This is a genomic window from Corynebacterium tuberculostearicum (assembly GCF_046097255.1).
In the GTDB taxonomy this organism is placed as follows: Bacteria; Actinomycetota; Actinomycetes; order Mycobacteriales; family Mycobacteriaceae; genus Corynebacterium; species Corynebacterium tuberculostearicum_J.
The window spans coordinates 1,985,310-2,010,108 of record NZ_CP175770.1 but is presented as its reverse complement, the minus strand read 5'-3'; the positions used below and the strand labels follow the sequence as shown (position 1 = coordinate 2,010,108).

General features: G+C 63.0%; 22 protein-coding genes. 13 read left to right on the top strand and 9 right to left on the bottom strand.

What is annotated here, in order from left to right; genetic code table 11:
- The first annotated feature begins 25 nt into the window (after nucleotides 1–25).
- From argS to thrB, 4 genes are all read left to right on the top strand, one after another.
- Nucleotides 26–1,678 (top strand): arginine--tRNA ligase, encoded by a 1,653-nt coding sequence (argS, locus tag ACKFRY_RS09560; RefSeq protein WP_150851121.1) that lies wholly within the window; start codon nucleotides 26–28, stop codon nucleotides 1,676–1,678.
- Nucleotides 1,679–3,016 carry a diaminopimelate decarboxylase gene (gene lysA / locus ACKFRY_RS09555; protein WP_408922753.1) on the top strand — a complete coding sequence of 446 codons (1,338 nt, stop codon included), beginning with the start codon at nucleotides 1,679–1,681 and terminating at the stop codon, nucleotides 3,014–3,016.
- 174 nt (nucleotides 3,017–3,190) lie between these two features.
- A complete protein-coding gene (locus ACKFRY_RS09550) occupies nucleotides 3,191–4,534 on the top strand; it encodes a homoserine dehydrogenase (RefSeq protein WP_408922752.1) in 1,344 nt (447 codons plus the stop codon).
- Between the two features lie 24 nt (nucleotides 4,535–4,558).
- Nucleotides 4,559–5,488 (top strand): homoserine kinase, encoded by a 930-nt coding sequence (gene thrB / locus ACKFRY_RS09545; protein WP_179386365.1) that lies wholly within the window; start codon nucleotides 4,559–4,561, stop codon nucleotides 5,486–5,488.
- Here thrB and ACKFRY_RS09540 read toward each other — a convergent pair.
- The 4 genes from ACKFRY_RS09540 to ACKFRY_RS09525 form a co-directional block, all read right to left on the bottom strand.
- A complete protein-coding gene (locus ACKFRY_RS09540; protein ID WP_408922751.1) occupies nucleotides 5,475–6,134 on the bottom strand; it encodes a helix-turn-helix transcriptional regulator in 660 nt (219 codons plus the stop codon). The two genes, thrB and ACKFRY_RS09540, sit on opposite strands and share 14 nt — an antisense overlap.
- A 38-nt stretch (nucleotides 6,135–6,172) precedes the next feature.
- On the bottom strand, nucleotides 6,173–8,005 hold the full coding sequence (locus ACKFRY_RS09535; protein WP_408922750.1) for an ATP-binding cassette domain-containing protein: 1,833 nt from the start codon (nucleotides 8,003–8,005) through the stop codon (nucleotides 6,173–6,175).
- Between the two features lie 3 nt (nucleotides 8,006–8,008).
- A complete protein-coding gene (modA, locus tag ACKFRY_RS09530; protein WP_408922749.1) occupies nucleotides 8,009–8,773 on the bottom strand; it encodes a molybdate ABC transporter substrate-binding protein in 765 nt (254 codons plus the stop codon).
- 67 nt (nucleotides 8,774–8,840) lie between these two features.
- Nucleotides 8,841–9,101, bottom strand: a complete 261-nt coding sequence (locus tag ACKFRY_RS09525) for a DUF2249 domain-containing protein (RefSeq protein ID WP_225747104.1) — start codon at nucleotides 9,099–9,101, stop codon at nucleotides 8,841–8,843.
- A gap of 66 nt (nucleotides 9,102–9,167) precedes the next feature.
- Here ACKFRY_RS09525 and ACKFRY_RS09520 point away from each other — a divergent pair, with 66 nt between their 5' ends.
- Genes ACKFRY_RS09520 through ACKFRY_RS09510 form a run of 3 tightly spaced genes read left to right on the top strand, consistent with a single transcriptional unit; the run spans nucleotide 9,168 to nucleotide 12,780 of the window.
- Nucleotides 9,168–10,247 (top strand): hypothetical protein, encoded by a 1,080-nt coding sequence (locus tag ACKFRY_RS09520; RefSeq protein ID WP_408922748.1) that lies wholly within the window; start codon nucleotides 9,168–9,170, stop codon nucleotides 10,245–10,247.
- Complete coding sequence (locus ACKFRY_RS09515; RefSeq protein WP_408922747.1) at nucleotides 10,234–11,412, top strand: beta-carotene 15,15'-monooxygenase; 1,179 nt, start codon at nucleotides 10,234–10,236, stop codon at nucleotides 11,410–11,412. Before ACKFRY_RS09520 ends, ACKFRY_RS09515 begins: the two co-directional genes overlap by 14 nt.
- Entirely contained in the window at nucleotides 11,413–12,780 is a 1,368-nt protein-coding gene (locus ACKFRY_RS09510) for a multicopper oxidase domain-containing protein (RefSeq protein ID WP_408922746.1), read from the top strand. It begins immediately after the preceding gene.
- 228 nt (nucleotides 12,781–13,008) lie between these two features.
- Here ACKFRY_RS09510 and ACKFRY_RS09505 read toward each other — a convergent pair whose 3' ends face one another.
- Genes ACKFRY_RS09505 through ACKFRY_RS09485 form a run of 5 tightly spaced genes read right to left on the bottom strand, consistent with a single transcriptional unit; the run spans nucleotide 13,009 to nucleotide 18,246 of the window.
- Complete coding sequence (locus ACKFRY_RS09505) at nucleotides 13,009–13,596, bottom strand: molybdenum cofactor guanylyltransferase (protein WP_408922745.1); 588 nt, start codon at nucleotides 13,594–13,596, stop codon at nucleotides 13,009–13,011.
- Complete coding sequence (gene moaC, locus ACKFRY_RS09500) at nucleotides 13,596–14,075, bottom strand: cyclic pyranopterin monophosphate synthase MoaC (protein ID WP_005323396.1); 480 nt, start codon at nucleotides 14,073–14,075, stop codon at nucleotides 13,596–13,598. The genes ACKFRY_RS09505 and moaC overlap by 1 nt, the downstream gene beginning before the upstream one ends.
- 9 nt (nucleotides 14,076–14,084) lie before the next feature.
- Entirely contained in the window at nucleotides 14,085–15,284 is a 1,200-nt protein-coding gene (locus ACKFRY_RS09495; RefSeq protein ID WP_408922744.1) for a molybdopterin molybdotransferase MoeA, read from the bottom strand.
- A gap of 10 nt (nucleotides 15,285–15,294) precedes the next feature.
- Complete coding sequence (gene moaA / locus ACKFRY_RS09490) at nucleotides 15,295–16,407, bottom strand: GTP 3',8-cyclase MoaA (protein WP_408922743.1); 1,113 nt, start codon at nucleotides 16,405–16,407, stop codon at nucleotides 15,295–15,297.
- Between the two features lie 57 nt (nucleotides 16,408–16,464).
- Nucleotides 16,465–18,246, bottom strand: a complete 1,782-nt coding sequence (locus ACKFRY_RS09485; protein WP_408922742.1) for a long-chain fatty-acid--CoA ligase — start codon at nucleotides 18,244–18,246, stop codon at nucleotides 16,465–16,467.
- A gap of 354 nt (nucleotides 18,247–18,600) precedes the next feature.
- On the opposite strand from ACKFRY_RS09485, the gene rho reads away from it, so the two are divergent.
- The 6 genes from rho to ACKFRY_RS09455 are packed head-to-tail and all read left to right on the top strand — an operon-like array spanning nucleotide 18,601 to nucleotide 24,691.
- Nucleotides 18,601–20,448, top strand: a complete 1,848-nt coding sequence (gene rho, locus ACKFRY_RS09480; protein WP_408922741.1) for a transcription termination factor Rho — start codon at nucleotides 18,601–18,603, stop codon at nucleotides 20,446–20,448.
- On the top strand, nucleotides 20,441–21,517 hold the full coding sequence (gene prfA / locus ACKFRY_RS09475; protein WP_408922740.1) for a peptide chain release factor 1: 1,077 nt from the start codon (nucleotides 20,441–20,443) through the stop codon (nucleotides 21,515–21,517). Before rho ends, prfA begins: the two co-directional genes overlap by 8 nt.
- 6 nt (nucleotides 21,518–21,523) lie before the next feature.
- A complete protein-coding gene (gene prmC, locus ACKFRY_RS09470) occupies nucleotides 21,524–22,360 on the top strand; it encodes a peptide chain release factor N(5)-glutamine methyltransferase (protein ID WP_408922739.1) in 837 nt (278 codons plus the stop codon).
- 32 nt (nucleotides 22,361–22,392) lie between these two features.
- Nucleotides 22,393–23,061: an L-threonylcarbamoyladenylate synthase gene (locus ACKFRY_RS09465; protein WP_408923426.1), complete on the top strand. Its 669-nt coding sequence runs from the start codon at nucleotides 22,393–22,395 to the stop codon at nucleotides 23,059–23,061.
- Between the two features lie 12 nt (nucleotides 23,062–23,073).
- Complete coding sequence (locus ACKFRY_RS09460) at nucleotides 23,074–24,249, top strand: MraY family glycosyltransferase (RefSeq protein WP_316981052.1); 1,176 nt, start codon at nucleotides 23,074–23,076, stop codon at nucleotides 24,247–24,249.
- 16 nt (nucleotides 24,250–24,265) lie between these two features.
- Nucleotides 24,266–24,691, top strand: coding sequence for a hypothetical protein (locus ACKFRY_RS09455; protein WP_034668137.1), 426 nt, complete (start codon nucleotides 24,266–24,268; stop codon nucleotides 24,689–24,691).
- Nucleotides 24,692–24,799 lie beyond the last annotated feature (108 nt).

Here is a 24,799-nt window from a genome sequence, read left to right as displayed (position 1 = left end):
TTTCAGTCCACTAGAATCGTGCGACATGACACCAGCTGATTTGGCCACATTGATTAAAGAAACTGCCGTTAAGGTCATGGAAAGCCATGAGCTTGATTCCTCCGTTTTGCCGGAAACGGTAACTGTAGAGCGCCCACGCAATCCTGAGCACGGCGATTACGCCACCAACGTGGCGCTGCAAGTGGCCAAGAAGGCCGGTGCAAACCCGCGCGAGCTGGGCGGCTGGTTGGCAGAGGCCTTGGCGGACAATGATGCCGTTGCAGAAGCCGACATTGCCGGTCCTGGTTTCATTAATATCCGCCTTGCTGCCGACGCCCAGGGCGAGATCGTCGCGCAAATCCTTCGCGCCGGCAAGGAGTATGGTTCTAACGATTCCTTTGCGGGTAAGAAGGTTAACCTCGAGTTTGTTTCCGCTAACCCGACCGGCCCGATCCACCTCGGCGGCACCCGTTGGGCGGCCGTGGGCGATTCCCTGGGCCGCGTGCTGGAGGCCTCTGGTGCCCAGGTCACCCGCGAGTATTACTTTAATGACCACGGCGGCCAGATTGACCGTTTCTCCCGTTCCCTGGTGGCTGCCGCGAAGGGCGAGCCTACTCCAGAGGATGGCTACGGCGGAGCCTATATCCAGGACATCGCCCAGGCCGTCGTGGAGAAGAACCCATCCGCGCTAGAGGGTAGCGACGAAGAGGTTCAGGAAGCCTTCCGTGCAGACGGCGTGGAGATGATGTTTGCGCAGATCAAGCAGTCTCTGCATGAGTTTGGTGTGGACTTTGATGTCTACTTCCACGAGAACTCCCTCTTCGAATCCGGTGCAGTCGATGCCGCGCTGGAAAAGCTCAAGGCCGAAGGCCATATGTACGAGGCTGAAAATGCCTGGTGGCTCAAGTCCACCGATTACGGCGATTCCAAGGATCGCGTGGTGGTCAAGTCCGATGGCAATGCAGCTTATATCGCAGGTGACATTGCCTACGTGGCCGATAAGTTCGACCGCGGCCACGATTTGAATATCTACATGCTGGGTGCTGACCACCACGGCTACGTGCCGCGCTTGAAGGCTGCCGCAGCGGCCTTGGGGTACAACGCAGACGCCGTCGAGGTGCTCATCGGCCAGCTGGTTAACCTCATGCGTGATGGCAAGCCAGTGCGCATGTCTAAGCGTGCGGGCACGGTCATCACCATGGAGGATCTCGTGGCTGCCATCGGTGTGGACGCCTCCCGTTATTCCCTGGTGCGTTCCTCTGTGGACCAGAGCATCGATATTGACTTAGGCCTGTGGGAATCCCAGTCCTCCGATAACCCCGTCTACTACGTACAGTACGGCCACGCCCGCCTGTGCTCCATCGGCCGCAAGGCAGCCGAGCTGGGCATCGATTCGGACGGTGCAGACCTCTCCTTGCTTACCCATGATCGCGAGGGCGACCTCATCCGCACCTTGGGTGAGTTCCCGGCCGTGGTGGAGGAAGCCGCGCAGCTGCGCGAGCCGCACCGCATCGCCCGCTATGCCGAGGACCTTGCTGCGGTCTTCCACCGGTTCTATGACTCCTGCCAGGTCCTGCCCAAGGCGGGCGAGGACGAAGCTCCTATCCACGGCGCCCGCCTAGCGTTGGCACAAGCCTCCCGCGTGGTCTTGGCGAATGCCTTGACCATGGTGGGCGTGAGCACCCCGGAGAAGATGTAAGTGGCGGATTTCAATGAGCTGCCGGCCCACGTCTGGCCGCGCAATGCCAAGCGCGAGGAAGACGGCGTAGTAACCATTGCTGGTGTTCCGCTGCCGGATTTGGCGGAGGAATTCCAGACCCCACTGTATGTCTTCGATGAAGATGACTTCCGGTCCCGCTGCCAGGACATGGCCCGCGCCTTCGGAGGCCCAGAGCACGTGCACTATGCCTCCAAGGCATTCATCTCGAAGAAGATCGTGAACTGGGTCAATGAGGAAGGCCTGTGCTTGGATGCGGCCTCGCTCAATGAGCTCAAGATTGCCTTGGCCGCGGAGTTCCCGGCCGAGCGCATCACCACGCACGGCAACAATAAGGACGATGAGTACCTGCGTTTGTGTGTAGACGCCGGCGTGGGCCACGTGGTCATTGATAACGAGCTCGAGCTGGAAGAGCTCAATCGCATTGCGGGCGAGGCTGGCAAGGTCCAGCCGGTGATGATCCGCGTTAAGCCGGGTGTTGATGCGCATACGCACGAATTCATCGCCACGGCGCATGAGGATCAAAAGTTCGGCATTTCGCTCGCCACGGGTGCAGCCTTTGCTGCGGCCAAGCGTTGCTTGGAGGCGGACAACCTGCACCTGAGCGGCCTGCACTGCCACGTGGGATCCCAGGTCTTTAATGCGGAGGGCTTCAAACTTGCCGCGGAGCGCGTCATGGGGCTGTACCGCCAGATTTATACCGAGCTGGGCGTGACGTTGGAAGAGCTCGATCTGGGCGGCGGCTTTGGCATTCCCTACATGCCTTATGAGGAGGCGCTGGATATCGAGCGCGTGGCCGGCGATATGCTCGGCGCGGTCAAGCACACCGCAGAGGAGTTGGGCATCGAGGCGCCCTTCCTCTTGGTTGAGCCCGGTCGCTCCTTGGTTGCCGGCTCGGCGGTGACCGTCTACCGCGTGGGTACCGTCAAGGATGTAGAAACTGGCAAGTCGGATCTGCCGCTGCGCCGCTATATCTCCGTCGATGGTGGAATGTCAGACAATATCCGCCCGGCACTTTACGGTTCGGCCTATGACGTGCGCGTAGTCAACCGCTTTAGCGATGGGGAAGAGGTGCCCTCCCGCGTGGTGGGCTTCCATTGCGAGTCCGGCGATATTCTCCTTGAAGACGGCGAGCTACCCAATGATATCCAGCCAGGAGACTTGATTGCCTTTGCTGCTACCGGTGGCTACCAGTACATGATGTCCTCGCGCTATAACGGTGCGGTACGCTCGGCGGTCGTCGCCACGCGCGTAGGCCAGACCAAGCCTATGCTGCGCCGCGAGACCATCGAGGATCTTCTTTCCCTCGAAGTGGACTAGCCCGGCCACCCGGTCCCCGTCACGAGGCCTAATTTAATTCAGGGCCTGTGACGGGGACTTTTCTATCTGTTGACCCATTTGTGGCGAAAGTAGACAGCTTGTTCTGTATAGTGTCCTGTATCCGCAATTAGCGGGCACTAAACCTTTACCCCAACCGCACAATGGAGACGGACTATGGCTGCATCGACTAGCGAGCTTCAGGCACACGAGCATTCCGGCAAGGGCGAGGGCGAGACCGTCGGTATCGCGCTGCTGGGCTTCGGCACCGTTGGTGCTGAGGTCTTTCGCTTGCTGGGGGAGAACGCTCATGCCTTTGCTCACCGCATCGGTGGTCCAGCCGAGATTCGCGGCATCGCCATCCACAATAAAAATAAGCTGCGCCCGGGTGTGCCCCAGGAGCTGTTGACCGATGACGCCAAAGCGCTCGTCGCCCGCGATGATATCGACCTCGTGGTGGAGGTTATCGGCGGCATCGATTTTCCGCGCGAGCTGGTGCTCGCCGCACTCAATTCCGGAAAGTCCGTGGTGACCGCCAATAAGGCCCTGGTTGCCGCGCACGCAGACGAGCTGGCGGAGGCCGCCGACCGTGCCGGTGTAGATCTCTACTTCGAGGCTGCCGTAGCCGCCGCGATTCCGGTGGTAGGCATGCTGCGGCGCTCCTTGGCCGGCGATCAGGTAGAGCGCATCTCCGGCATCGTCAATGGCACCACTAACTTCATCTTGGACGCGATGGAGTCCACGGGCGCTTCCTATGATGAAGCGCTGGCGGAGGCTACCCGCCTGGGCTATGCCGAGGCCGATCCCACCGCGGATGTAGAGGGCCATGACGCCGCCTCCAAGGCTGCCATCATGGCGTCTTTGGGCTTCCACACTCGCGTGAAATTCGAGGACGTCCACTGCGAGGGCATTACCAAGGTCACCGCCGCTGATATCGCCGCCGCTAATGATGCCGGCTATTCCATCAAGCTGCTGGCCATTTGCGAGCGCCTCCAGCGTGAGGACGGCTCCGAGGCGGTCAATGCCCGCGTGCACCCCACGTTGGTGCCCAAGGAGCACCCGCTGGCTTCCGTGAGCGAGTCTTATAATGCCATCTTCGTTGAGGCCGAGGCCGCAGGTTCCCTGATGTTCTACGGCAATGGTGCGGGCGGCAATCCTACGGCTTCTGCCGTGCTTGGCGACGTCGTCGGTGCAGCCCGCAATATCGTCCACGGCGGCCGCGCCCCAGGCGAGAATACCTATGCCAACCTGCCTATCGCAGACTTCGGTGAGGTAGAAACCCGCTACCACATCGATATGGAAGTCCAGGACCGCACCGGCGTGCTCGCCGCCATCTCCGCCGTCTTTGCTGACAACGACGTCTCCCTGCGCACCGTCCGCCAAGAAGACGGCGCGGACACCGCCCGCCTCATCGTGGTCACCCACGCCGCGAAGGAGTCCACCTTGGACACCATTGTGGCTGCTTTGGGCGAGCTCGAAGAGGTCAAGGCCGTTCATTCCGTAATCCGCCTCGGCAGCTAGCCCGGCCAAATAGACTGGATAGCTATGAGCATCGAAGTTGAAGTCGGCACTAAAGCCATCGTGACCGTTCCTGCCTCCACGGCGAACCTTGGCCCAGGATATGACACCTTGGGCATGGCGTTGAGCCTGTATGACACCGTTGAGGTAGAGGTCACCACCTCGGGCCTTACGGTGGAAATTTTCGGCGAGGGCGCAGAAGACCTGCCGCGCGATGGCTCCCACTTGGTGGTCAAGGCGATTCGCTCCGCACTCTCGGCGGCCGACGCCACCGTGCCCGGCCTGCGCGTGGTCTCGCATAATAATATCCCGCAGTCGCGCGGCCTGGGCTCTTCCGCCTCCGCCGCGGTGGCGGGCGTGGCCGCCGGCAATGCGCTGGCGGGAAGCCCGCTGACCCAAGAGCAAGTGGTGCAGCTTTCCTCCGCCTTTGAGGGTCACCCCGATAATGCGGCCGCCTCCGTGTTGGGCGACGCCGTGGTGTCGTGGACAAATGTCCCTGTCGACGGCCATTCTTTGCCGGACTACCGCGCCGCGTCCATCAAGGTGCACGAAGATATCCGCGCCACCGCGCTCGTGCCTGATTTCCACGCCTCCACCCAAGCGGTGCGCCGCGTCCTGCCCTCGCACGTGACGCATTCGGATGCGGCGTTCAACGTCTCGCGCACCGCGGTCCAAGTGGCGGCATTGCAAAACTACCCGGATCTCCTGTGGGAGGGAACCCGCGATCGCTTGCACCAGCCGTACCGCGCGGATGTGCTTCCCGTGACCGCGGAGTGGGTCAACCGACTGCGCAACCGCGGCTATGCGGCCTACCTATCCGGCGCCGGCCCCACCGTCATGGTGCTGCACACCGAGGATATTGAGGAGGGCATTCTTGCCGACGCCCGCGAGCAAAACCTCCGCGTCATCGACCTCACCGTGGCCGGCCCCGTCCGCGTGGAGCTTACGCAGGCTTAATCTTTAGCCGGCACACGTTGGGGTGCTGGCGCGGCACCAAAGTGATCGAGGTGTCATCATCGCTGGTTTCTTGCAGGAAGCCAGCGTGTACCGCACACAGGAACTGCGAAGGCTCAAGACCCGAAGAGACAAAGGGGCAAGCATGAAGCTCGATGTCGGTCGAGTCCGGCTTGGTGGCGGGGTCAAAGCCCATATCGCGCAGGGTGGCAAAGAGCGTATCGAGCGCACCATTGGAGGCATCCGCGCCCGCGGCGCGCGCCCAGCGTCGCCCGATCTCTAGGGCCTTGGTCGAGGCGGCGTCATCAAGTTCTTTCTCTTTCGCCAGCATCGTGGTCAGCACCTCCACCAAGGTGATGTATTCCTCTGCCACCGCTTTATTATCCGGTATGCGGGCTTGGAAGATGAGGGAGGGGCGCCCGCGGCCCTTACTCGGCGCGGAGACTACGTTGACGGCTCCAGCGTTGACCAGCTCATCGATGTGTCCGCGAGCGGTGTTGACGTGCATGCCTAGTTCCTCGGCAACGGTGCCGGCCTTGGCGCCTTCGGGGTGGCGCTGCACAGCGGTGAGCACCTCGCGCTGCTTGGGCGAGAGGTTGAGGGCCTCCGGAAAAAGTTCGGTGGTGGACCGGGGAAGTGAATCAGGCATGGTGGGAATCCGCCTTGGGGTCTGCGAATACAGAATAACTAGTTGGGGTGGACAAAAACGTTTGCTTTAGACACTGTTAAGGATACGATGTTACCCACCGCGACGTCTAAAGCGAACTCGCGGTCTACCGGTACTGTAGCCTCCTGGCCGCCCAGATCAACGCGCAGCTGGGCCGCTGCGAGGCTGGTGGCCTCGACGGCCAAGACGCGCGCTGCCCATTGATTGCAGGCCTCTGGCGCCGCGCCAATTGTCGCCGCATGCGGGGCAAAGGTCACCGCCACCTTCTGCCCGGGCTCAAAAGAAGCATCCTCCGTGGTCGCCAGAACGGTAATATCGCCGCACGCGACCTCGACGGCGGACGCGCCGATCTCGGTTACGGTTCCTTCGAGGCGGTTGAGACCCGCTAGCGCCGCAACGAAGCCTGTCGGCGGTGCCTCAAGCAGACGCGCGGTTGCGCCGTGGGCCCGCACTCGGCCGGATTCCATGACCAGCATGTCCTGCGCTAGGTGCACAATATCGAGCGCGTCATGGGTAACAAGCAGCGTGGTACGGTCTGCGCGGGCCGCGTGCAAGAAGCGGCGCCACCTCTCGGCGGATTTCACGTCGACTGCGGCCAGGGGCTCGTCCACAATCAGGACCGCCGGCTGTGCGGCTAGCGCGCGCACGAGCGCCACGTGGGCGGCTTGGCCGCCGGACAGGGCGGGAACGGGGACGTCGGCAAGCTCGTGCAATCCCGCCGCAGCCAGGAGCGCCTGCGCACGGGTCTTATCGCGGGTGACCATGGCGACCGCCTGCAGGGCCGTCGAGCGCGGCGGCAAGCCAGGACGCTGGGTGAGCAAGACGACGTCGGCGCACTCCGGGGAGACCTCCCCGCCGCTCAGGCGCCCGGCAGCGCGCCCCATCAAGGTCGTCTTGCCGGAACCATTCGGGCCCACTACGGCCGTTATGGCGCGCGGGGAAAAATTCGTGCGCACCCCATCGACGGTCACGGACAGCGCCGGCGCATCGGTGGGCCGGGTAAGGGCGCGGAGCTTATCGACGTCCATCTCATGCAACCGCCTGGCCTGCGGCTGGTAGCTTCGCCGCCGCAGCACAGGCAAGCCCGCCAGCGCCAGGCAAGCCAAGGCCAACCCGATAAGTAGCGCGGAGAGCACGTATGCGCCATCCGCATCGACCTCGCGCTCCAAATAAATACCCAGGGGCATGGTGCGGGTAACACCGGGCTGCGAGCCGGCGAAGGTCAGGGTCGTGCCGAATTCGCCCAGCGAGCGCGCGAAGGCCAACCCCGCACCCGTAGCCAAGGCCGGGGCGATGGATGGCAGGGTGATTTTGCCCAGGACCTCCCACCGGCCCAAGCCCACGCCGCGCGCAGAGGCGAGGATTTCCTGGTCCAGCTGGCGCAGCGCCGAATCGACCGCGACCACCACAAAGGGCAGCGCCACAAAGGTCTGCGCCATAACGACTCCGGGGAAGGCGAAGGCGAAGTGGATGCTGAGGGCGTCGAGAAGCGGGGCCAGGTACCCCTTGCGGCCGAAAGCTGCGGTAAGGGCCAAGCCGCCCACCACCGGTGGCATGGCCAAGGGCAGGTAGACCAAGAGGCGCACTACGGCGCTACCGCGGCCGAGCTGCTGCACCCACAGGGCCAGTCCTAAGCCCAGTACGAGCGCAAGGATCATGGATTGGAAGGCGGCTGCCACTGAGATGAGCAGCATGTCCTGGATCTCGTCGCGCGCGAGATAGTCGCCGATGCGCGCCCACGGCACGCGCAGGCCAAGGGCGGCAACGGGGACGATGATGGTCGCTACCGCAATGAGACCAATGAGGCCGATAAGAAGCGGGGCTTTGGGGCGAATAGGCTGTGGGGCGGACATAGCTTACTCCGCTGGCGTGAAGCCGCGCTCGCGCCAGGTGGACGCAAAGTCGCCGCTCAAGATATCAAGAACCGCGCGAGCCTGGTCGGGGTGGGATGCTTCTGCTGTAACCGCGCCCACGATCTGGTTAGTGAATTTCTCCGCGCCGGGAATGTCAATCACCTCGACATCATCGCCGGCTGCGGCGGCGTCGGTGGAATAGACCCACCCAGCATCCGCCTCACCCGAGGCAACCTTTCCTAAAACGTCTGCTACCTGGCGCTCCTGGGAGGAAGGATGGACGTCCAGGCGCTTATCAGAGATGATCTGGGAGGAGATATCGCCGCAGGGAACTTGGGGATCGCAGAGCACGAAGTGGTCGGAGTGGGGCAGATCCTCCACGGAATGGATTCCCGCCGGGTTGCCCTTGGGCACGACCATGACCATGACATTGGTGGCAAGCACCTTGGGCGCGGCAACCGTGCCATCTTGCACCGCCTTATCCATGGTCTTTTTCGACGCTGTGAGGAGAAGATCGGCCGGGGCTCCCTCGCGCAGCTTGCTTACCAGATCGGAGGAGCCGCCATTTTCAAAGTTCAGATTTACCGGCGGCGCGAGCCAGCCTGCGCGGGAAGTGAGTTCGTCATTGATGACGCGGGTGGAGGATGCAGCCAAGACATTGAGCGTGGCAGCATCCGCGTCCTGGGCGGAAGTCGTTGACGTTGGGGGAGCGCAGGATGTAAGGGCGAATGCGAGGGCGGCGAGGAGTGCGGCGGCGCGCTTCTTCATCTGCGGAGGGCTCCTTCTACAGCGGAGAGGGTGACCTAACCAGGATAGCCCTCCGCCCCGCGAGGGTTTAGCTCACGCGGGTGAACTTGATGTGGAAGTCGTTTTCTTCCTCCTTGAGGTAGTCCAGCTCGAAGCTCTCCTCGCGAGCCTCGACCTCCCTGAGCAGTGGAACTGGATTATGCGGGGCGATGAGGATCATGGATTCGCCCACGTTGAGGGTGCCCAGCGCGCCGTGGATGGCGCCGTGGCGAACAGCGTGCGGAATCTCGGAGGCATTCAGAGTTGGGATGGAGTGTGGCTTGTTGGCATCGGAAATGGGCAGTTGCATTGCGAGTGGTCCTTTCTAAAGGGATGCGAGTTTCGCTCTGCAACCAATATTAGTACGATAAAACCCGTGCAAAATAATAGCGTGGCGCATCGCCTCATCTTCCTCGCCTTCGCAGGCCTATCTCTGCTGGTAGGCCTGGCTGCGGGCGCCACCCTATTGGGGCTAACGGCCACCCCTGGCGCGTCCTTCGCCGCCGACCACGGACCACTCATGGTTTTCGGTTTCGTGGGCGGAGCCATCGGCCTTGAGCGCACCGTTGCCGTGCACACCTCCTGGGCATGGGCCGGGCCCGTGTGCCACGTCGCCGGCGTGCTGGGCATTCTCGCCGGCCTGCCGCGTGCGATCCCCGCAGTGTGTTTTGCCGCCAGCTTCCTTGTCCTGGGCTTCATTTACGCCACCATCTATCGCCGCCAGGCGAGCCTCGCGATCCTGGTGCAGGCAGCTGGAGTTATCGGGGGAGTAGCAGCCGCCGCCCTGTGGGCCATGGGCCCGGGGTTCGCTGCGGCGATGCCGTTGTGCGTTCTCTACGCCGTGGCCACCATCATCGGCGAGCGTATGGAACTAGCGCGCGTCACCATGGCCGGAACCCGCGCCGAAAACCACCTGACCCTCCTGGTGCTGGGGCTGGCGGCGGCAAGCGTCATCTACGTGCTTGCCCCAGCGGTGGGCTATCGCGCCATGGGCTTGGTGCTCGTTGCTATCGCTGCGGCCACCGCTCGGGTAGACGTAGCCAAGAATCTGGTGCGCTCGCACGGCCTGCCGCGCTACTCGGCGGCATGCATGCTGGCCGGCTACGGCTGGCTCGCCCTCGGCGGTTACCTCTGGCTGCTGCACGGGCAGTCCACCGGCTTTGCCTATGATGCCTCAGTGCACGCCATCTTCTTGGGCTTTGTCATGTCCATGATTTTTGCGCACGCACCCATCATCTTCACCTCCGTCATCCGCCGCCGATTGCCGTACCACCCAGTGCTCTATGTGCCGGTGGCACTCTTACATAGCGGCCTCGCGTTGCGCATCCTTGCCGATTGCGCCGAGCACACCACTGCCCTCCGCACCGGCGGGGTGGTTACGATAATCGCAGTGTTAGTTTTCCTCGCCTGCGGCATTGCCTTGACCGGAAAGGAGGCGCGCCGTGCGCATTCATGACGTGTCCCTGGCCGCGCGCGGCCGCTGGCATACCCTGAGCGCCGCCGTTATTGGCTTCTGGATCTTTACCGGTCTCGGCCTGCTCATTGCCGCATCCTTGGGCGCTCCGGTGGTGTGGTGGGATATCATCCATCCCTTCACCATTGGTGCGCTGACCACGGCAATCATCGTCTTTTCCACCCACTTCACCGAGGCCTTAACCCGGACTGCGGGCGGGGACTATCGGGGCGTCGGCAGTCGCGTGGGCCTAGTGCAGCTCGGGCTTATCTTGCTGCTCATTGATAGGGCGGGGTATGACTGGGGCCCGCTTGCCGACGCCGCCTCTGCCCTCATCATCGCCGCCCTCACCTGGCACCTGTGGTTCATCGCGCGGCGCCTGCGCGGCTCATTGTCTGGTTCTTTTGCCGTGACCGTGCCCTTTTATATCGCGGCGGCCGTGTTCATGATTGTCTCCGTGGTGCTGGTCATCCTGAGCGGAAATGGGGTAGGCGAGTATTCCCTCCTTGTCGGCGCCCACTCGCGCGGCATGATCTGGGGCTTCGCGTGGCTTACCGTCATCGGCACGGTGGTCACGTTGCTCCCCACGCTATCGGCCACCGCGATTTCGCCCACCGCTCGCGCGCGGTGTACTCGCGCGCTCATCGTGCACTGTGTTGGCCTGGCCTTGGCGATGGCGCTGTACGCGGTGGGCCTTACCCGCGCCGCAGGCGTGGCTCAACTGCTCGTGGTCCTGGCGGCGGTACTCATCATCCAGCCGGTGCTTGCCACCGTTATGGGGCGCTCGCCGCGGCTGACCACCGCCACCGTGGCTGTTATCGCCGGACTGCTGTGGATGTTGACGCTGTGTGCCGGTGACGCCATTTCCGCAGCGGTGGGTGCCTACCCGCGCACCATCACCCTGATATTGCTGCCCGCCTTCCTCGGTGCCGGCCTCTTGCAGTTGGTCACCGGCGTCCTTCACCACCTGCTTCCTATCCTTACCGGCGCACGCCCTGATACCACCGAGCGCACCGGCTACGCCCGTCTGCTGCTCATCAACCTGGGCGGACTGCTGACATTGCTGGGCGCTACCGTGGCCGGGCTTATCATGATGGGGATAGGCCTTGCCGCCAACGTTATCGCCGTCGGCCGAGCCATCTACCTTAAGAAAAGACTGGAGAGTTAAATGCTGAGCGTTTCTTCCTCACAACCTGCGGACAAACCCGCGCCGAAGGATTCCTCCTGGGCCTCGTGGCTGCTCATCGGCATCGCGCTGGCGGCGGTCATCGCGCTCGCGGTGGTCAATTCCACCGGCAAAGGCACGGAGTCTGCGGCACCGGTATCCTCTGGCGAAACGCAGACCATTGACGTGGGCGTAGACGGCATGGCCTTTACCCCCTCGTCCATCGATATCGGCCCCGGCACCCACTTGGTGGTCAACTTCACCAACTCCGGCGACCAAGTCCACGACCTCAAGATTGGCGACGCCGAAACCGGCCGCGTCGACCCCGGCGAGACCGTCCAACTCGACGCCGGAGTCATCGACTCCTCCGTGGAAGGCTATTGCACCATCGCCGGCCACAAGATGCAGGGCATGACCTTCCAGGTCAACGTGGGAGACGGCGCCGCTGCAGGACATGACCATGCGGTGTCCTCAGCTAGCAATCCGCACGTAGACGTGCCAACTGCCGCCGAACTCGGCGCACAGCGCGACGACTTTTCCGCCTTTGACGCCACCTTGCAGCCGGCCGCTGAGACGAAGACGCACAAAGAGACCTGGACGATGACCGAGGAAGTCGTGGAGGTTGCCCCCGGCATCAAGCAGATGCGCTGGCTCTTCAACGGCCAAGCCCCAGGCCCCACTCTGCGCGGCAAGGTGGGCGATAAGTTCGAAATCACCATCAAGAACGAGGGCTCCATGGCCCACTCCATTGACTTCCACGCCGGCGAGGTCAACCCAGATAAGACCATGAAATCCATCCAGCCGGGCGAGGAATTGACCTACAAGTTCACCGCGAACCGCTCCGGCATCTGGATGTATCACTGCTCCACGATGCCCATGTCCCTACACATCGCTAACGGCATGGCCGGCAACGTCATCATCGATCCGCCGGACCTCAAGCCCGTGGACGCGGAGTACAACTTCATGGCCACTGACGTCTTCCTGGGCGAGGAATCCACCGGCGCCGACGCCCAGCGCGTTGCCGACGGCCGCTTCGACCTCATGGCCTTCAATTACTACCCGGGCCAGTATGACGCAGAGCCTATCAAGGCCAAGGTAGGCGATACCGTCCGCCTGTGGCTGACCAACCTAGGTCCCGACCAGCCGCTGAGCTTCCACGTTGTGGGCGAGCAATTCGATACCGCCTACAAGGAAGGCGCCTACCTCATCAGGAATGAGGACTCGACCGGCTCGCAAGCCCTGGACCTCCTCCCGGCGCAAGGCGGATTCGTCGAGATGACCTTCAACGAGCCCGGTACCTATTCCTTTGTCAATCACATCATGACTAACGCCGAGAAGGGCCAGCACGGCAAGTTCATCGTTACCGAGTAGCCCTCCAGCGGTACGGCCCCTCCCGCTCCTCCCGCCCTTCGCGCTCACCAGCGACCGTTCGTGGTCACATTTCATGTCCACCGTGAGCGCGAAGGGCCGGCTTCTGTGTTCGTCCACCCCTCGCGCTCACTGGGGCGGCGATTTCGCGCTTGCTGCGGCTCCCAGTGAGCGCGAAGGGCGGGGAGGCGGAGACTTCTTCCCTTGGCGCTCACGGGCGGAGGCGGTGGGCTAGGTCAGCGGCTGCCGATGAGCGCGAAGGCCGGTGTGGGCAGTGAACGCAGGGAGCTCGCGCAGCTCCGCACGGGTGTCGTAATCGCGTTCAGCGCCGGTGCCGGGAATCTCGATGAAGTTGGCACCACGGATGAGGCGGCGGACGGAGACGTTCCGAGTCGTGGGAAGGGACTCGAGCTGAGCGCGGAGCGCGGGAGCGCGCCAGAGGGAACACAGCGGCTGGAGGTAGCCGTCGGCGGCGCGGGTGAGTACGGCATCGGCCGAGGAGGAGGCGAGGGCCGAGCGCAGGCGGGGAAGCAGTAGCGGCGAATCGGGGGCATCCACGGCGAAGAGGGCGAGCTCGGAGCAGTGGGATAACGCCTGGGCGCCGGCCGCGATGCCGGCGACGGGACCGCCGTAGAGCGGTGACTCGCACACCTGGGGCACGCCGAGGCGATGCGGGGAGACAGCCACGGTCGGGGTGCCGTAGGGAAGCTGGGCGAGCAGGCGGTCGATAAAGCGCGTGCCGTGGACAAAAAGGGAGGCCTTATCGGCGCCGCCCATACGCCTGCCGTGGCCGCCGGCGAGGATGACCGCGCCGAGCATTAGGACTCCGGGAGGGTGCGGGACCAGTCCCCGGAGCGGCCGCCGGATTTCGCCACGATTCCGCAGCGGCGGATATACGCGGAACGGTCCACGCCCTTGACCATGTCGATGATGGCGAGCGCGGAAACGTTCACAGCCGTCAGTGCCTCCATTTCCACGCCGGTGCGGTCGGCGGTGCGGACAGTGGCGGAGATGGACACGTGGTCGTCGGCAAGCGTGAGCTCCACTGCGCAGCCGTGCACGCCGATGGTATGTGCCAGTGGAAGCAGCTCGGGGACCTTCTTGGCGGCCGAAATTCCAGCAATGCGAGCGACCGCGAGGACATCGCCCTTGGGCACGGTGCCATCGCGCAGGGCGGCCATGACCTCGGGTGAGCAGGCGACCTCGCCTTCGGCGGTGGCGGTGCGCACGGTGGGCTGCTTCTCGGTGACGTCGACCATGTAGGCGGCGCCGTCAGAGTTCAGGTGGGTAAATTCCATGGTTGCTCCTTAATACAGATAAACGGTGATGTCCTCGCCCATGGCCGGCGGCTCGGAGTCAATGAGGCAAAAGCCATTGGTGCCGGCCAGCGACACGATGCGGTGACTGCCGTGGGGCAGGTGCGAGGTGATGGCGGGCGCTGCCTGAAAGTCTACGGTGACGGGAACAATGGTCGGCCGTCCGCGGGAGGCGGGAAGGGGCGAATCCACCCGGGCGCGGAGGTTGACCCGCTGGCGTGGGGCGGGGTGTCCGGACAGAGCGGCGATAAGTGGCCGGGCATAGAGCTGGAAATCGACAAAGGCTGCTACGGGATTGCCGGGCAAGCACAACACCGGGGTGTCATTCCACAGGGAGTAGCCTTGCGGGGCACCCGGGCGCTGGTTGACGTGCCCGAACCACGCGGAATCCGTGCGCCCCAGTACGGTGTGGACGACGTCGAAGGCGCCGGCTGATACGCCACCCGAGGTGATGATGAGGTCGTGGGAGGGGGCTAGCTCATCGAGCGCAGAGGCGAGGTCCGCAGGGGCATCACCCACGTGGACGTGTGCGTCTGCACCTGCAAGGGCAGCGAGCATCGGGCCATTGGAATCCGGCAGCTGGCCGGGTGCGAGCTGCGCTGGGGAAGAGACGAGTTCTTCGCCGGAAGAAATGACCGCAATGCGCGGGCGGCGGTAGGCCGAGACGGAATACACGCCGGCGGAGGTGAGCGCGGCGATGACGGCGGCGTCGATAAGCGTGCCCGCGGTGGCGACTGGCGCGCCGGGCTGGATGTCCTCGCCGGCGGGGCGGATATGCGACTTGGTGGGGGCCTCCGTGATGGTGACCTCGTCTGGAAGTGCTACCGGGCCGGCCGGGGTGGTGGTGTTTTCCACGGGAACGACGAGCATTCCTGCGGTATCGGCCACCGGGGCGCCGGTCATGATGCGAACGGCGTGGCCGGCGGGCACAGCGATGGGGGCCGCGCCGGCCGGGACATCGCCGGCGACGGGGAGCGTCCACGGGCCGGGGGAGGAAAAATCCGCGGCATGGACGAGGAAGCCATCCATCGCCGAGTTGGCGTGGGGTGGCACGGGAAAGCGCGCGGTGGCGTCGGCGGCGAGGACGCGGCCGATGAGGGAGGCGTCGACGGGCGCGGACTCGGCCGGTGGCGTGGAAGCCAGCGCGAGTACGGCGTCGAGGTGCGCGGAGATGCTGCGGGGCGTGGACATAAGATTCAGGTTAGCCGCCGATGGCGGACATCGGACGGTCTGGTTGGAGGAAGCCCTCGTCATCAATGCCATGACCGGGCTTTTTGGTCCACATTTCCCCGGCCCAAGCCTCCATGATGTCCTCATCGCTCGCGCCGGAGCGCAGCAGGTCTCGCAGTGGGGTTTCGGAATTGCCAAAGAGGCAATTGCGAATGGCGCCGTCGGTAGTAAGACGGGTGCGGTCGCAATCGCCGCAGAAGGGGTGGGTGACCGAGGCAATGATGCCTAGCGTGCCGCGCGTGCCATCCGGAGCGCTGACCTCCCACAGGGCGGCGGGGGCGGAACCGCGTGGCTCGCGTGCCGGCTCCATGGAAAAGTGGGTGCGCAGGCGGGTGAGGATATCTTCGGCCGTGACCATGTCCTCGCGGCGCCACTGCTCGCGGGGCCCGAGCGGCATCTGCTCGATGAAACGGAGCTGGGCGCCGTGGTGGACGGCATAGTCCGCCAGTGGAACGATGTCTTCTTCGTTGACCCCGGGCATGACCACGGCGTTGATCTTGATGGGATGCAGGCCCGCGGCATCCGCGGCGGCGATGGCCTGCAACACGTGGTCGAGCCGGTCGCGGCGGGTGAGCGCGGCGTAGCGCTCGCGGTCGATGGTGTCGAGCGAGATATTGATGCGGTCGAGCCCGGCCGCGGCGAGGGCGCCGGCGCGCTTTTCTAGGCCAAGCCCGTTGGTGGTCAGCGCGGTGGATGGGGAGCGGCCTTGGTCGGTGCGCAGCTGTTTGGTCGCGGCAATAATTTTCTCCAGCGACTTGCGCAGCAGTGGTTCGCCGCCGGTAAAGCGCACTTGGCGGATGCCTAGCTTGCCGACGCCTATCCGGATCAGCCGGATGGTTTCCTCATCGCTCAAGGTTTGCTCTGTGGGCATCCACTCCAAGCCTTCGGCCGGCATGCAATAGGTGCAGCGCAGGTTGCAGCGATCCGTGAGTGAGACGCGCAGGTCACGGGCCTGGCGTCCATAGCGATCCAGCAATGCGCGCGTGCCATCAGCGGCCGGTGCAGGCAGATCCGCCGGCGGTTTCGCTCGGCCCACGGTAGGCAGGGGCAGGGAAACCACGGGCTGCTGGGAGGAAGGGGTCATTGGTGCCAGTCTAAGAGAGGGGACGAGGTACACCAAGCTGCAACGGCGAATTTATTCCTAGTTTTCCCGGCTTAAATCGGCGGCGTTGGTGGCATCGAGGCGCTGGGATTCGCCTGGGCCCTTGAGGCGGATGATGTTGTACTCGCCCTCTGCCAGGTGGGCGCGCAAATCTTTCTTATCGAACTTGCCCACGGAAGTCTTATCGATGGACTTCACAAAGGTCCAATACTCCGGCAGCATCCAGCTCGGCAGTTCCTTGCGCATGCTGGCGCGCAGGCGCTCTGCGGTCTCGATGGTGGGCGAGGCGCCCTCGGCCAATACTGTGACGGCGAGTGGGCGCTCGACCCATTGCTTATCGGGGTAGCCGATGACGGCGGCCTCGACGACAAGCTCGTCGGACATGATGAGGTTTTCTAGCTGCACGGAATAGATCCATTCGCCGCCGGAGCGAATGACATCGCGGGCGCGGTCCTCCACGGTAAGGAAGCCGTCTTTGGTCACAGAGCCGACGTCGCCAGTGCGCAGCCAGCCATCGGCGGTGAACTTATCCTCCGCGGCCTCGACTTGATTGCCGCGGAATTCGGAAGCGATTTCGCCCGGTTCAGCGGTGGGCGAGTGGTAGTAGGAACCGGTGACCAGGTTGCCGCGCACCTGCAGCTCGCCGGCATTGCGGTCGGTGCGAGCGACGACTTGCCCGTCGTTGACCACGCGGTATTCCAGTGAGGCGGGGATGCGGCCTTGGGATACGCGGTAGGCCCAACGGGTATCGCCGGAGGCGCCCTGGGGCGGGCGCGCAACGCTGCCCACGGTGGAGGTTTCCACCATGCCCCACACGTGGACCACATCGACGCCGTAGCGCTCCTCCCACATCTTGATCAGCGTCGGCGGGACGGGGGAGCCGCCGGCGTAGATCTCGGTGAGCGTCATGCGCTCTGGTGGATGGTGCATGTAGTGGACAAAGAGCTGAATCCAGATGGTGGGCACGCCGTGTGCCACGCGCGGAGAGGTAGCGGCGATGGCTTTGGCTAGGGTGGGGGCGGACACGTCGGCGTCGGGAAGCACCAGCGGGGTGCCCGTCATGAAACAGGTGAAGGGAACGCCCCAGCTGAGCACGTGGCAGATAGGAATGCAGCACAGGAAAGTCTCGCCGTGGGTAATGCACAGCGAGTCTGAGGAACGCAGCTGCATGGCCTCCAAATAGAGAGACCGGTGTGAATACAGCACTCCCTTGGGCGCACCCGTGGTGCCCGTGGAATAGCACAGCGCCGCGGCCGTGCGCTCATCTAGTTCGGGCCAGTCATAGACGGTAGAGCGGCCGTCGATAAGAGCCTCATAGGAATACACCTCAACCCCGCGGGGGAAAAGGTGAGCAAACTGCTGCGCTGGTTGGGCGCCGGTGATGATGACGCTTCCCACGGAGTCGGTGCCCACGAGCACCTTGCCTAGCTGCTGCGCCAAGCGGGGATCGCACACGATGGCGGAGATTTCCGCATGGTTAATAATGTGGCGGATCTGGTCATTCATCAGCTGCTTATTCAGCGGGGCGAAAACCGCGCCCTTGCAGGCGGTGCCGAACATTACTTCCAAGTGCTCGGCGCAATTCCACATAAAGCTGCCCACGCGCTCATCGCTGGTAATACCCAATTCATCGTGAATGGCGTGGGCGAACGCGGCGGCGCGGGCAGCGATATCGCGGAAGGTAACTTCCTCGGCTGGATCGAATTCCGAGCCGGTGCCCTCACCGTGCCAGGTGGTAACCGTGGTGTCCCCGTGAACCGAGGCACCGTATTCCAAAATGCGGGTCAGGGAGAGGGGGATATCCATCATCGTGGAAAGCATGCCTCTACTGTAGCGGTGTCATGGTGCGGGCGTTGCGCCCTATGCGTTATACTTGTTCGCGACTGGTAGGAAACCGGAAAGTTTTAGCTCCCCTTTCCTATGCATTCGGGCCCAGAGAAGTAGTTTGCCCGCAGTCGTTTCTTGATTTCTTCCGGTTCGCGCACTCGTTGTGCGAAGTCTCCTCGAGGACACGGAAGAGGCCTCATACTTATTGCCCGGCAGGACGCGCATGCGCCTTGGCACGAGGGCGAGAAGTCCTAGAAAAATACACATTGGCTTCCAGTGCAACGCCGCGAGCATAGGCTGCGGCGGCTCCCGCATAATCGGACCTGGTCAAGCAACGAAAGGATATCCGTGAGCGAAACGGACAACACCGCAGCACAGGATCTTGCATCCCTGAAGCTGCCGGAATTGCGCAAAATGGCCGCAGAGCGCGGCCTACGTGGTGTCTCTGCCCTGCGCAAGGGGGATCTCATCACCGCCATCAAGACCGGACAGGTTCCGCCTAAGGCCAAGGCCAAGGTGGAAAAGGCCGCTCAGGTAGAAAAGGCGGAAAAGGCAGAGAAGCCTGAGAAGGCGGAAAAGCCGCGCAATAAGGCGCAGGATGAAGCGCCGCACAAGGCGGAAAAGCAGGAAGAATCCAGCGAGAAGAAGGATAATCGCCAGCAGGGCTCTGGTGAGGAGCAGCGCTATGAGTCGCGCTCCCAGGCCCGCCGCGCTCGCCGCAACCGCGCCCGCCGCCAAGAGCGTCAGGAGCGCCAGGAACGGCAAGAGCGCGAGGAGCGCAACCGCAACGAGGAGAAGGGCGGCGCTAAGGACAACCGCGACAATAACTCCCAGGACGGCTCCGATAGTCAGGGCGAGAAGAATGACCGCGGCGATAATAAGCAGCGCGGCAACCGCCACGAGGACAACAATAACCACGAGCGCGGCAACCGCCGTGGGCGCCGCAACCGTCGCAACCGCCGCGGCCGCGGAAATAACAATGACAATAACGGCGGCAACGATTTGCAGGTCCGCGAGGGCGATGAGCTGCAGGCCGTCGGCGGCATCTTGGATGTCGTAGACAATAATGTCGCCTTCCTGCGCACCACGGGCTACCGCGCCGCGGCTTCCGACGTCTTCGTAAACAACGGCATCGTCCGCCGCCTGGGCCTGCGCTCTGGTGACGCCATCACCGGCCAGGTCAAGGTCTCCGGCCCGACGCACACGCACGGCAATGGCCGCAACCGCCGCAAGTACAACCAGCTGGTACAGGTCGATACCGTCAACGGCATCGATCCGGAAGGCGCAAAGCAGCGCCCGCACTTTAATAAGCTGACCCCGCTGTACCCGAATAAGCGCTTGCGTTTGGAAACGGACCCGAAGATCCTCACCACTCGCGTGATCGACCTCATTATGCCGATTGGTAAGGGCCAGCGCGCGCTTATCGTCTCCCCGCCAAAGGCCGGTAAGACGACGATTCTGCAGAATATCGCCAACGCGATTTCTACCAATAACCCGGAGTGCTACCTCATGGTCGTCCTCGTAGACGAGCGCCCTGAGGAAGTTACGGACATGCAACGCTCCGTCAACGGTGAGGTAATTGCCTCCACCTTTGACCGCCCGCCATCAGAGCACACCTCCGTGGCGGAGCTGGCTATCGAGCGCGCCAAGCGCCTGGTGGAGCAGGGCAAGGACGTCGTGGTCCTGCTGGATTCCATTACCCGCCTCGGCCGCGCTTATAACAATTCCTCCCCGGCTTCTGGCCGCATCCTCTCCGGCGGTGTGGACTCCAATGCGCTCTACCCGCCAAAGCGCTTCCTGGGTGCCGCCCGCAATATCGAAGAGGGTGGTTCGCTGACGATTATCGCCACCGCCATGGTGGAGACCGGCTCTACCGGCGATACCGTCATCTTCGAGGAATTCAAGGGCACGGGCAACGCCGAACTGAAGCTGGACCGTGGCATCTCTGAGCGCCGCGTCTTCCCGGCCGTGGACGTCAACCCGTCCGGCACCCGTAAGGACGAGCTGCTGCTCGTTCCAGAGGAGGCACGCATCATGACCAAGCTGCGTCGCATCCTCTCCGCCCTGGATTCCCACCAGGCCATTGACCTGCTCATTAAGCAGCTGAAGAAGACCCGCTCCAATGGCGAGTTCTTGATGCAGGTGGCCTCCTCGGCCCCGATGGCTGCGGATAAGGATGAAGAAGATTATGTCTAATCAGGTTTCCCTCGTTGATGACATCGTGTCCGAGTACCAGGGCATTGAGATGCAGATGGCCGATCCGGAAGTAGCCGGCGACCAGAAGCAATTCCGCAAGCTCTCCAAGCGCTACGCGGCGCTGCGCCCCATCATCATGGTCAATGATGAGCTCACTCAGGCGCGCGAGGATCTCGCCGATGCCAAGGAAATGGCCTACGAGGACCATGACTTCCAGGAGGAAGCGGACCGCCTAGAAAAGTCCGTGGAGAGCTTGGAAGAAAAGCTCGCTGACCTGCTCGCGCCCCGCGATGAGCAGGATTCCGAGGACATCATTATGGAAATCAAGGCCGGCGCGGGCGGCGAAGAAGCAGCCCTCTTTGCCGGCGACTTGGCCCGCATGTATGAGCGCTATGCGGATAAGACGGGCTTTAATTGGGAGGTCTTGGGCCTCAATGAGTCCGATCTGGGCGGCGTGAAGGATATGACCATTTCCTTCCGTTCCAAGTCCCCGTCGCGCGATGGCGCCTGGTCCGTATTCAAGTTTGAGGGCGGCGTGCATCGCGTGCAGCGCGTTCCGGTTACCGAGTCCCAAGGTCGCATCCAGACCTCTGCCGCCGGCGTGCTGGTCTACCCGGAGCCGGAAGAGGTCGAGTCCGTCAATATCGATGACAAGGATATTCGCGTCGACGTCTACCGTTCTTCTGGTAAGGGCGGTCAGGGCGTGAACACCACTGACTCCGCGGTGCGTATTACCCACCTGCCCACCGGGCTTATCGTGACCTGTCAGAAGGAGCGTTCCCAGATTCAGAATAAGGCGCGTGCGCTGCAAGTTCTGCAGGCCCGCCTGGATCAGATGGAGCGCGAGGCCCGCGAGGCTGAGGCCGGCGAGCAGCGCGCCTCCCAGGTGCGCACCATGGACCGTTCCGAGCGCATCCGCACCTATAACTGGCCGGAAAACCGCATCACGGATCACCGCATTGGTTACAAGGCCAATAACTTGGACTCTGTGCTGAACGGTGACATGAATGACCTTATTAAGGCCTTGCAGGACCAAGAGCGCGCCGAGCGCCTCGAGGCCGAGGGCTAAACCAGCGTGGATAACACGTATGGACAGGCGCTGCGCCGCGGGGTGCAGCGCCTTCGTGCTGCCGGGGTGGCCAGCCCTGAGTGGGATGCACGCATCATGGCCGCGCACCTCATCCACTGCGGCCACATGGATATCCCGCTCGATCAGGCTCCTATGCCCGGCTTCGACGTGGCCTATGATGCGCTGCTGCGCCGCCGGGAAGCCCGCGAGCCTTTGCAGTACGTCCTTGGCAGCGCCTGGTTCGGACCGCTGGAGCTCAAGGTGGGCCCCGGCGTGTTCATCCCGCGGCCGGAGACCGAGGTTATGGCGGACTGGGCGGTGCGCAACGCGGACGGCCCGCGGCTGGTAGATCTGTGCACCGGCACGGGCGCGCTAGCGCTCTACCTGCACCACTATCTACCGGAGGCGCAAGTGAAAGCAGTGGAGCTTGCCGACGCCGCCCTGACCTACACCCACACCAATGTCCGTAACACCGGGGTAGAGGTCATTCAGGCCGATGCCACGGCCGACGATACTTTGGCGGACTGGAATGGGACCGTGGACCTGCTCGTGACCAACCCGCCCTACGTGCCAGAGACCCCGGATCTTGATCCCGAGGTCTATCATGACCCGCATAACGCGGTTTTTGCCGGAGCGGATGGGATGGGGGTCATCACCGGCCTCATCCCGACCATTGCGCGCCTTGTGCGCCCGGGCGGCAAGCTAGCCATCGAACACGACGACTCCACGAGCGAGGCCGTCCAAGCCGCATTGGCCCGACACGGCGGCTTCGAACAGATCGCCGCGCTGCAGGACCTGACGGGAACGCCCCGCTTTGTCACTGCGGTGCGCGGGGTAGACTAAGACACCAGTGAGGGCAAGAAGGGGAGAAGATGATGCAAGGAAAGATTTTTAACTGCGCCAACGATGCCGAGCGCGAAGAGGGTATGAACATTGCGGTCAAGGCTGCCCAATCCGGTCGCCTCGTGGTTATGCCTACCGATACGCTCTATGGCCTCGGCTGCGATGCCTTTGATAATGATGCCGTAGCCAACCTCCTGGCCACCAAGCAGCGCGGCCCGGATATGCCGGTGCCGGTTTTGGTGGGTTCCTGGGATACCGTTCGCGGCCTCGTTGCTTCCTATACCGATACCGCGCGTGACTTGGTGGAGGCCTTCTGGCCCGGTGGTCTGTCCATCGTCGTCCCGCAAGCGCCGTCCCTGCCGTGGAACCTCGGCGATACCCGCGGCACCGTGATGCTGCGCATGCCTTTGCATCCCATCGCCATCGAGTTGCTGCGCGAGGTTGGCCCCATGGCTGTCTCCTCTGCCAATATTTCTGGCCACCAGCCGCCGACCACGGCGCTCATGGCCAAGCAGCAGCTTGGTAAAGCCGTGACGGTTTACTTGGATGGGGGAGAGACGGCCGTCGGCAAGCCCTCGACGATCATTGACCTCTCCGGCGAGCGCCCGTACCTGCTGCGCGAAGGAGCGCTCTCGGCCGAGGAAATCGGCGAGGTTATCGGCGTCGACGCGCAGACCCTGCGCACCCGTCCACAGGCTTAAGGGGGAATTCGCGTGAGCGGCAGTGGTGTCCCGCTGCGCGAGCTGGCCCTCGTCATTCTCGTCGCAGCAGCATTTACGTATCTCACCACCGGTGTGGTGCGCTCCTTTTTGGTGCGCACCGGCCGCGTGGCGGAGATTCGGCTGCGCGACGCCCACACACAGCCCACCCCGCGCATGGGTGGGGTGGCCATGTTTACCGGCTTCGTGGCGGCGATATTTCTCGCAGCCCAGCTTCCAGCCTTGACTCGTGGTTTTATGCCCGTCACTCCGGAGATGAATGCGGTGCTCTGGGCGGCCCTGGCGCTAGTCCTTGTCGGAGTGGTCGATGATTTGGTGGAACTGAGTGCCATAGTGAAGCTTTTTGGTCAGCTCTTTGCGGCCACCTTGATGAGCGGGCTGGGCCTTACCTGGACGCTGCTTTTCATCCCTTTTGGCGGCGGCACCACGGTCGTCCTCGACCAATTGCAAAGCACCCTGCTCACCGCATTCTTTACCGTTCTGCTGATCAATGCGATCAACTTTGTGGACGGACTCGATGGCCTGGCGGCAGGCCTTGGCATGATTGCGGGCGGGGCAATCCTGGTGTTTTCTTTGACGGTTCTCCACGACCAAGGCGGGGCAGTCTCGGCCTACCCACCGGCCATCATCAGCGCTGCCCTGGTGGGAATGTGCGCTGGATTCTTGCCGCATAACTTCGAACCGTCTCGCATCTTCATGGGGGATTCTGGCTCGATGCTTATTGGTCTTTTGCTCGCTGCGGCCTCGACTTCTGCGTCCGGCAAGATCAACATGTCGCTTTATGGCACGGTGGACATTGTCGCCTTGATGTCGCCCATCATTGTGGTGGTCGCAGCGGTGTTTATTCCAGTCCTGGACCTTGTCTGGGCTGTGATTCGCCGCCTGTCTCAAGGGCGCTCGCCGTTTTCTGCAGATAAGGCGCACATCCATCACCGCCTACTCTCGCTCGGCCATACCCACCGCCGGACTGTGCTGGTCCTTTACCTGTGGGTCTCCGCCGTGGCCTTTGGCGCGGTGTCCTTTTCCATCGTGCCCGCGCCGGTGGCCATTGGCGTCACCATCGTTGCCTTGCTCTTGGCATTCGCGGCAACCCTCGTACCTTTGCGGCAAGGAAAGATTGGTCCAACTGCGCGAGGGGCCGTCGTGGTGAAGGAATCCGAGCCCTCGTGAGGTAGGGTGTGTAGCCGTGAGTGACCAAATAGTGAATCCTGACTTTGATGATCCGCGACTTCCAATACAGCGAGCTGTAAGCCTAGGTGCAAAGGCTCTCCTTGCCATTACAATCGTTTCCCTCGCTGTGTGGGGCGGTATGAAGGGTATGCCGGGGGTATGGGGAGTTGCTATTGGTGCTGCCTTTGGCGGTGGTTTCGTGCTTTTTACAGCTGGGTCTGTCCTCCTTACCGCGAAATCTACCCCGCCCACAACGATTGCCTTAGTTCTAGGAGGGTGGCTAATCAAGCTAATTGTCCTTATTGGTGTGCTTGCCTTGATCCGCGATCTGGATTTCTACGACACTTGGGCGTTGTTTATAACGGTGGTTTTAGCTCTCGTTGTGACATTAGGCACCGAGGTTTGGGGAGTCGTTACCTCTAGGGTTACCTACGTATCCTAAGTCCCATACGGTTACTCTAGCGACCTCAATTTGGGATGTGCTGTTCTTTGCATGTCGTGGCGGAGGACAGCTCTTTTTTTATGTGCACTACCGGCCAGAAGTGGAAAT

Coding starts and splice junctions, on each gene's coding strand:
- argS (WP_150851121.1), top strand. CDS start 26: ATGACACCAGCTGATTTGGCCACATTGATTAAAGAAACTGCCGTTAAG.
- ACKFRY_RS09550 (WP_408922752.1), top strand. CDS start 3,191: ATGGCTGCATCGACTAGCGAGCTTCAGGCACACGAGCATTCCGGCAAG.
- thrB (WP_179386365.1), top strand. CDS start 4,559: ATGAGCATCGAAGTTGAAGTCGGCACTAAAGCCATCGTGACCGTTCCT.
- ACKFRY_RS09540 (WP_408922751.1), bottom strand. CDS start 6,134: ATGCCTGATTCACTTCCCCGGTCCACCACCGAACTTTTTCCGGAGGCC.
- ACKFRY_RS09535 (WP_408922750.1), bottom strand. CDS start 8,005: ATGTCCGCCCCACAGCCTATTCGCCCCAAAGCCCCGCTTCTTATCGGC.
- modA (WP_408922749.1), bottom strand. CDS start 8,773: ATGAAGAAGCGCGCCGCCGCACTCCTCGCCGCCCTCGCATTCGCCCTT.
- ACKFRY_RS09525 (WP_225747104.1), bottom strand. CDS start 9,101: ATGCAACTGCCCATTTCCGATGCCAACAAGCCACACTCCATCCCAACT.
- ACKFRY_RS09510 (WP_408922746.1), top strand. CDS start 11,413: ATGCTGAGCGTTTCTTCCTCACAACCTGCGGACAAACCCGCGCCGAAG.
- ACKFRY_RS09505 (WP_408922745.1), bottom strand. CDS start 13,596: ATGCTCGGCGCGGTCATCCTCGCCGGCGGCCACGGCAGGCGTATGGGC.
- moaC (WP_005323396.1), bottom strand. CDS start 14,075: ATGGAATTTACCCACCTGAACTCTGACGGCGCCGCCTACATGGTCGAC.
- ACKFRY_RS09495 (WP_408922744.1), bottom strand. CDS start 15,284: ATGTCCACGCCCCGCAGCATCTCCGCGCACCTCGACGCCGTACTCGCG.
- moaA (WP_408922743.1), bottom strand. CDS start 16,407: ATGACCCCTTCCTCCCAGCAGCCCGTGGTTTCCCTGCCCCTGCCTACC.
- ACKFRY_RS09485 (WP_408922742.1), bottom strand. CDS start 18,246: ATGCTTTCCACGATGATGGATATCCCCCTCTCCCTGACCCGCATTTTG.
- prfA (WP_408922740.1), top strand. CDS start 20,441: ATGTCTAATCAGGTTTCCCTCGTTGATGACATCGTGTCCGAGTACCAG.
- ACKFRY_RS09465 (WP_408923426.1), top strand. CDS start 22,393: ATGCAAGGAAAGATTTTTAACTGCGCCAACGATGCCGAGCGCGAAGAG.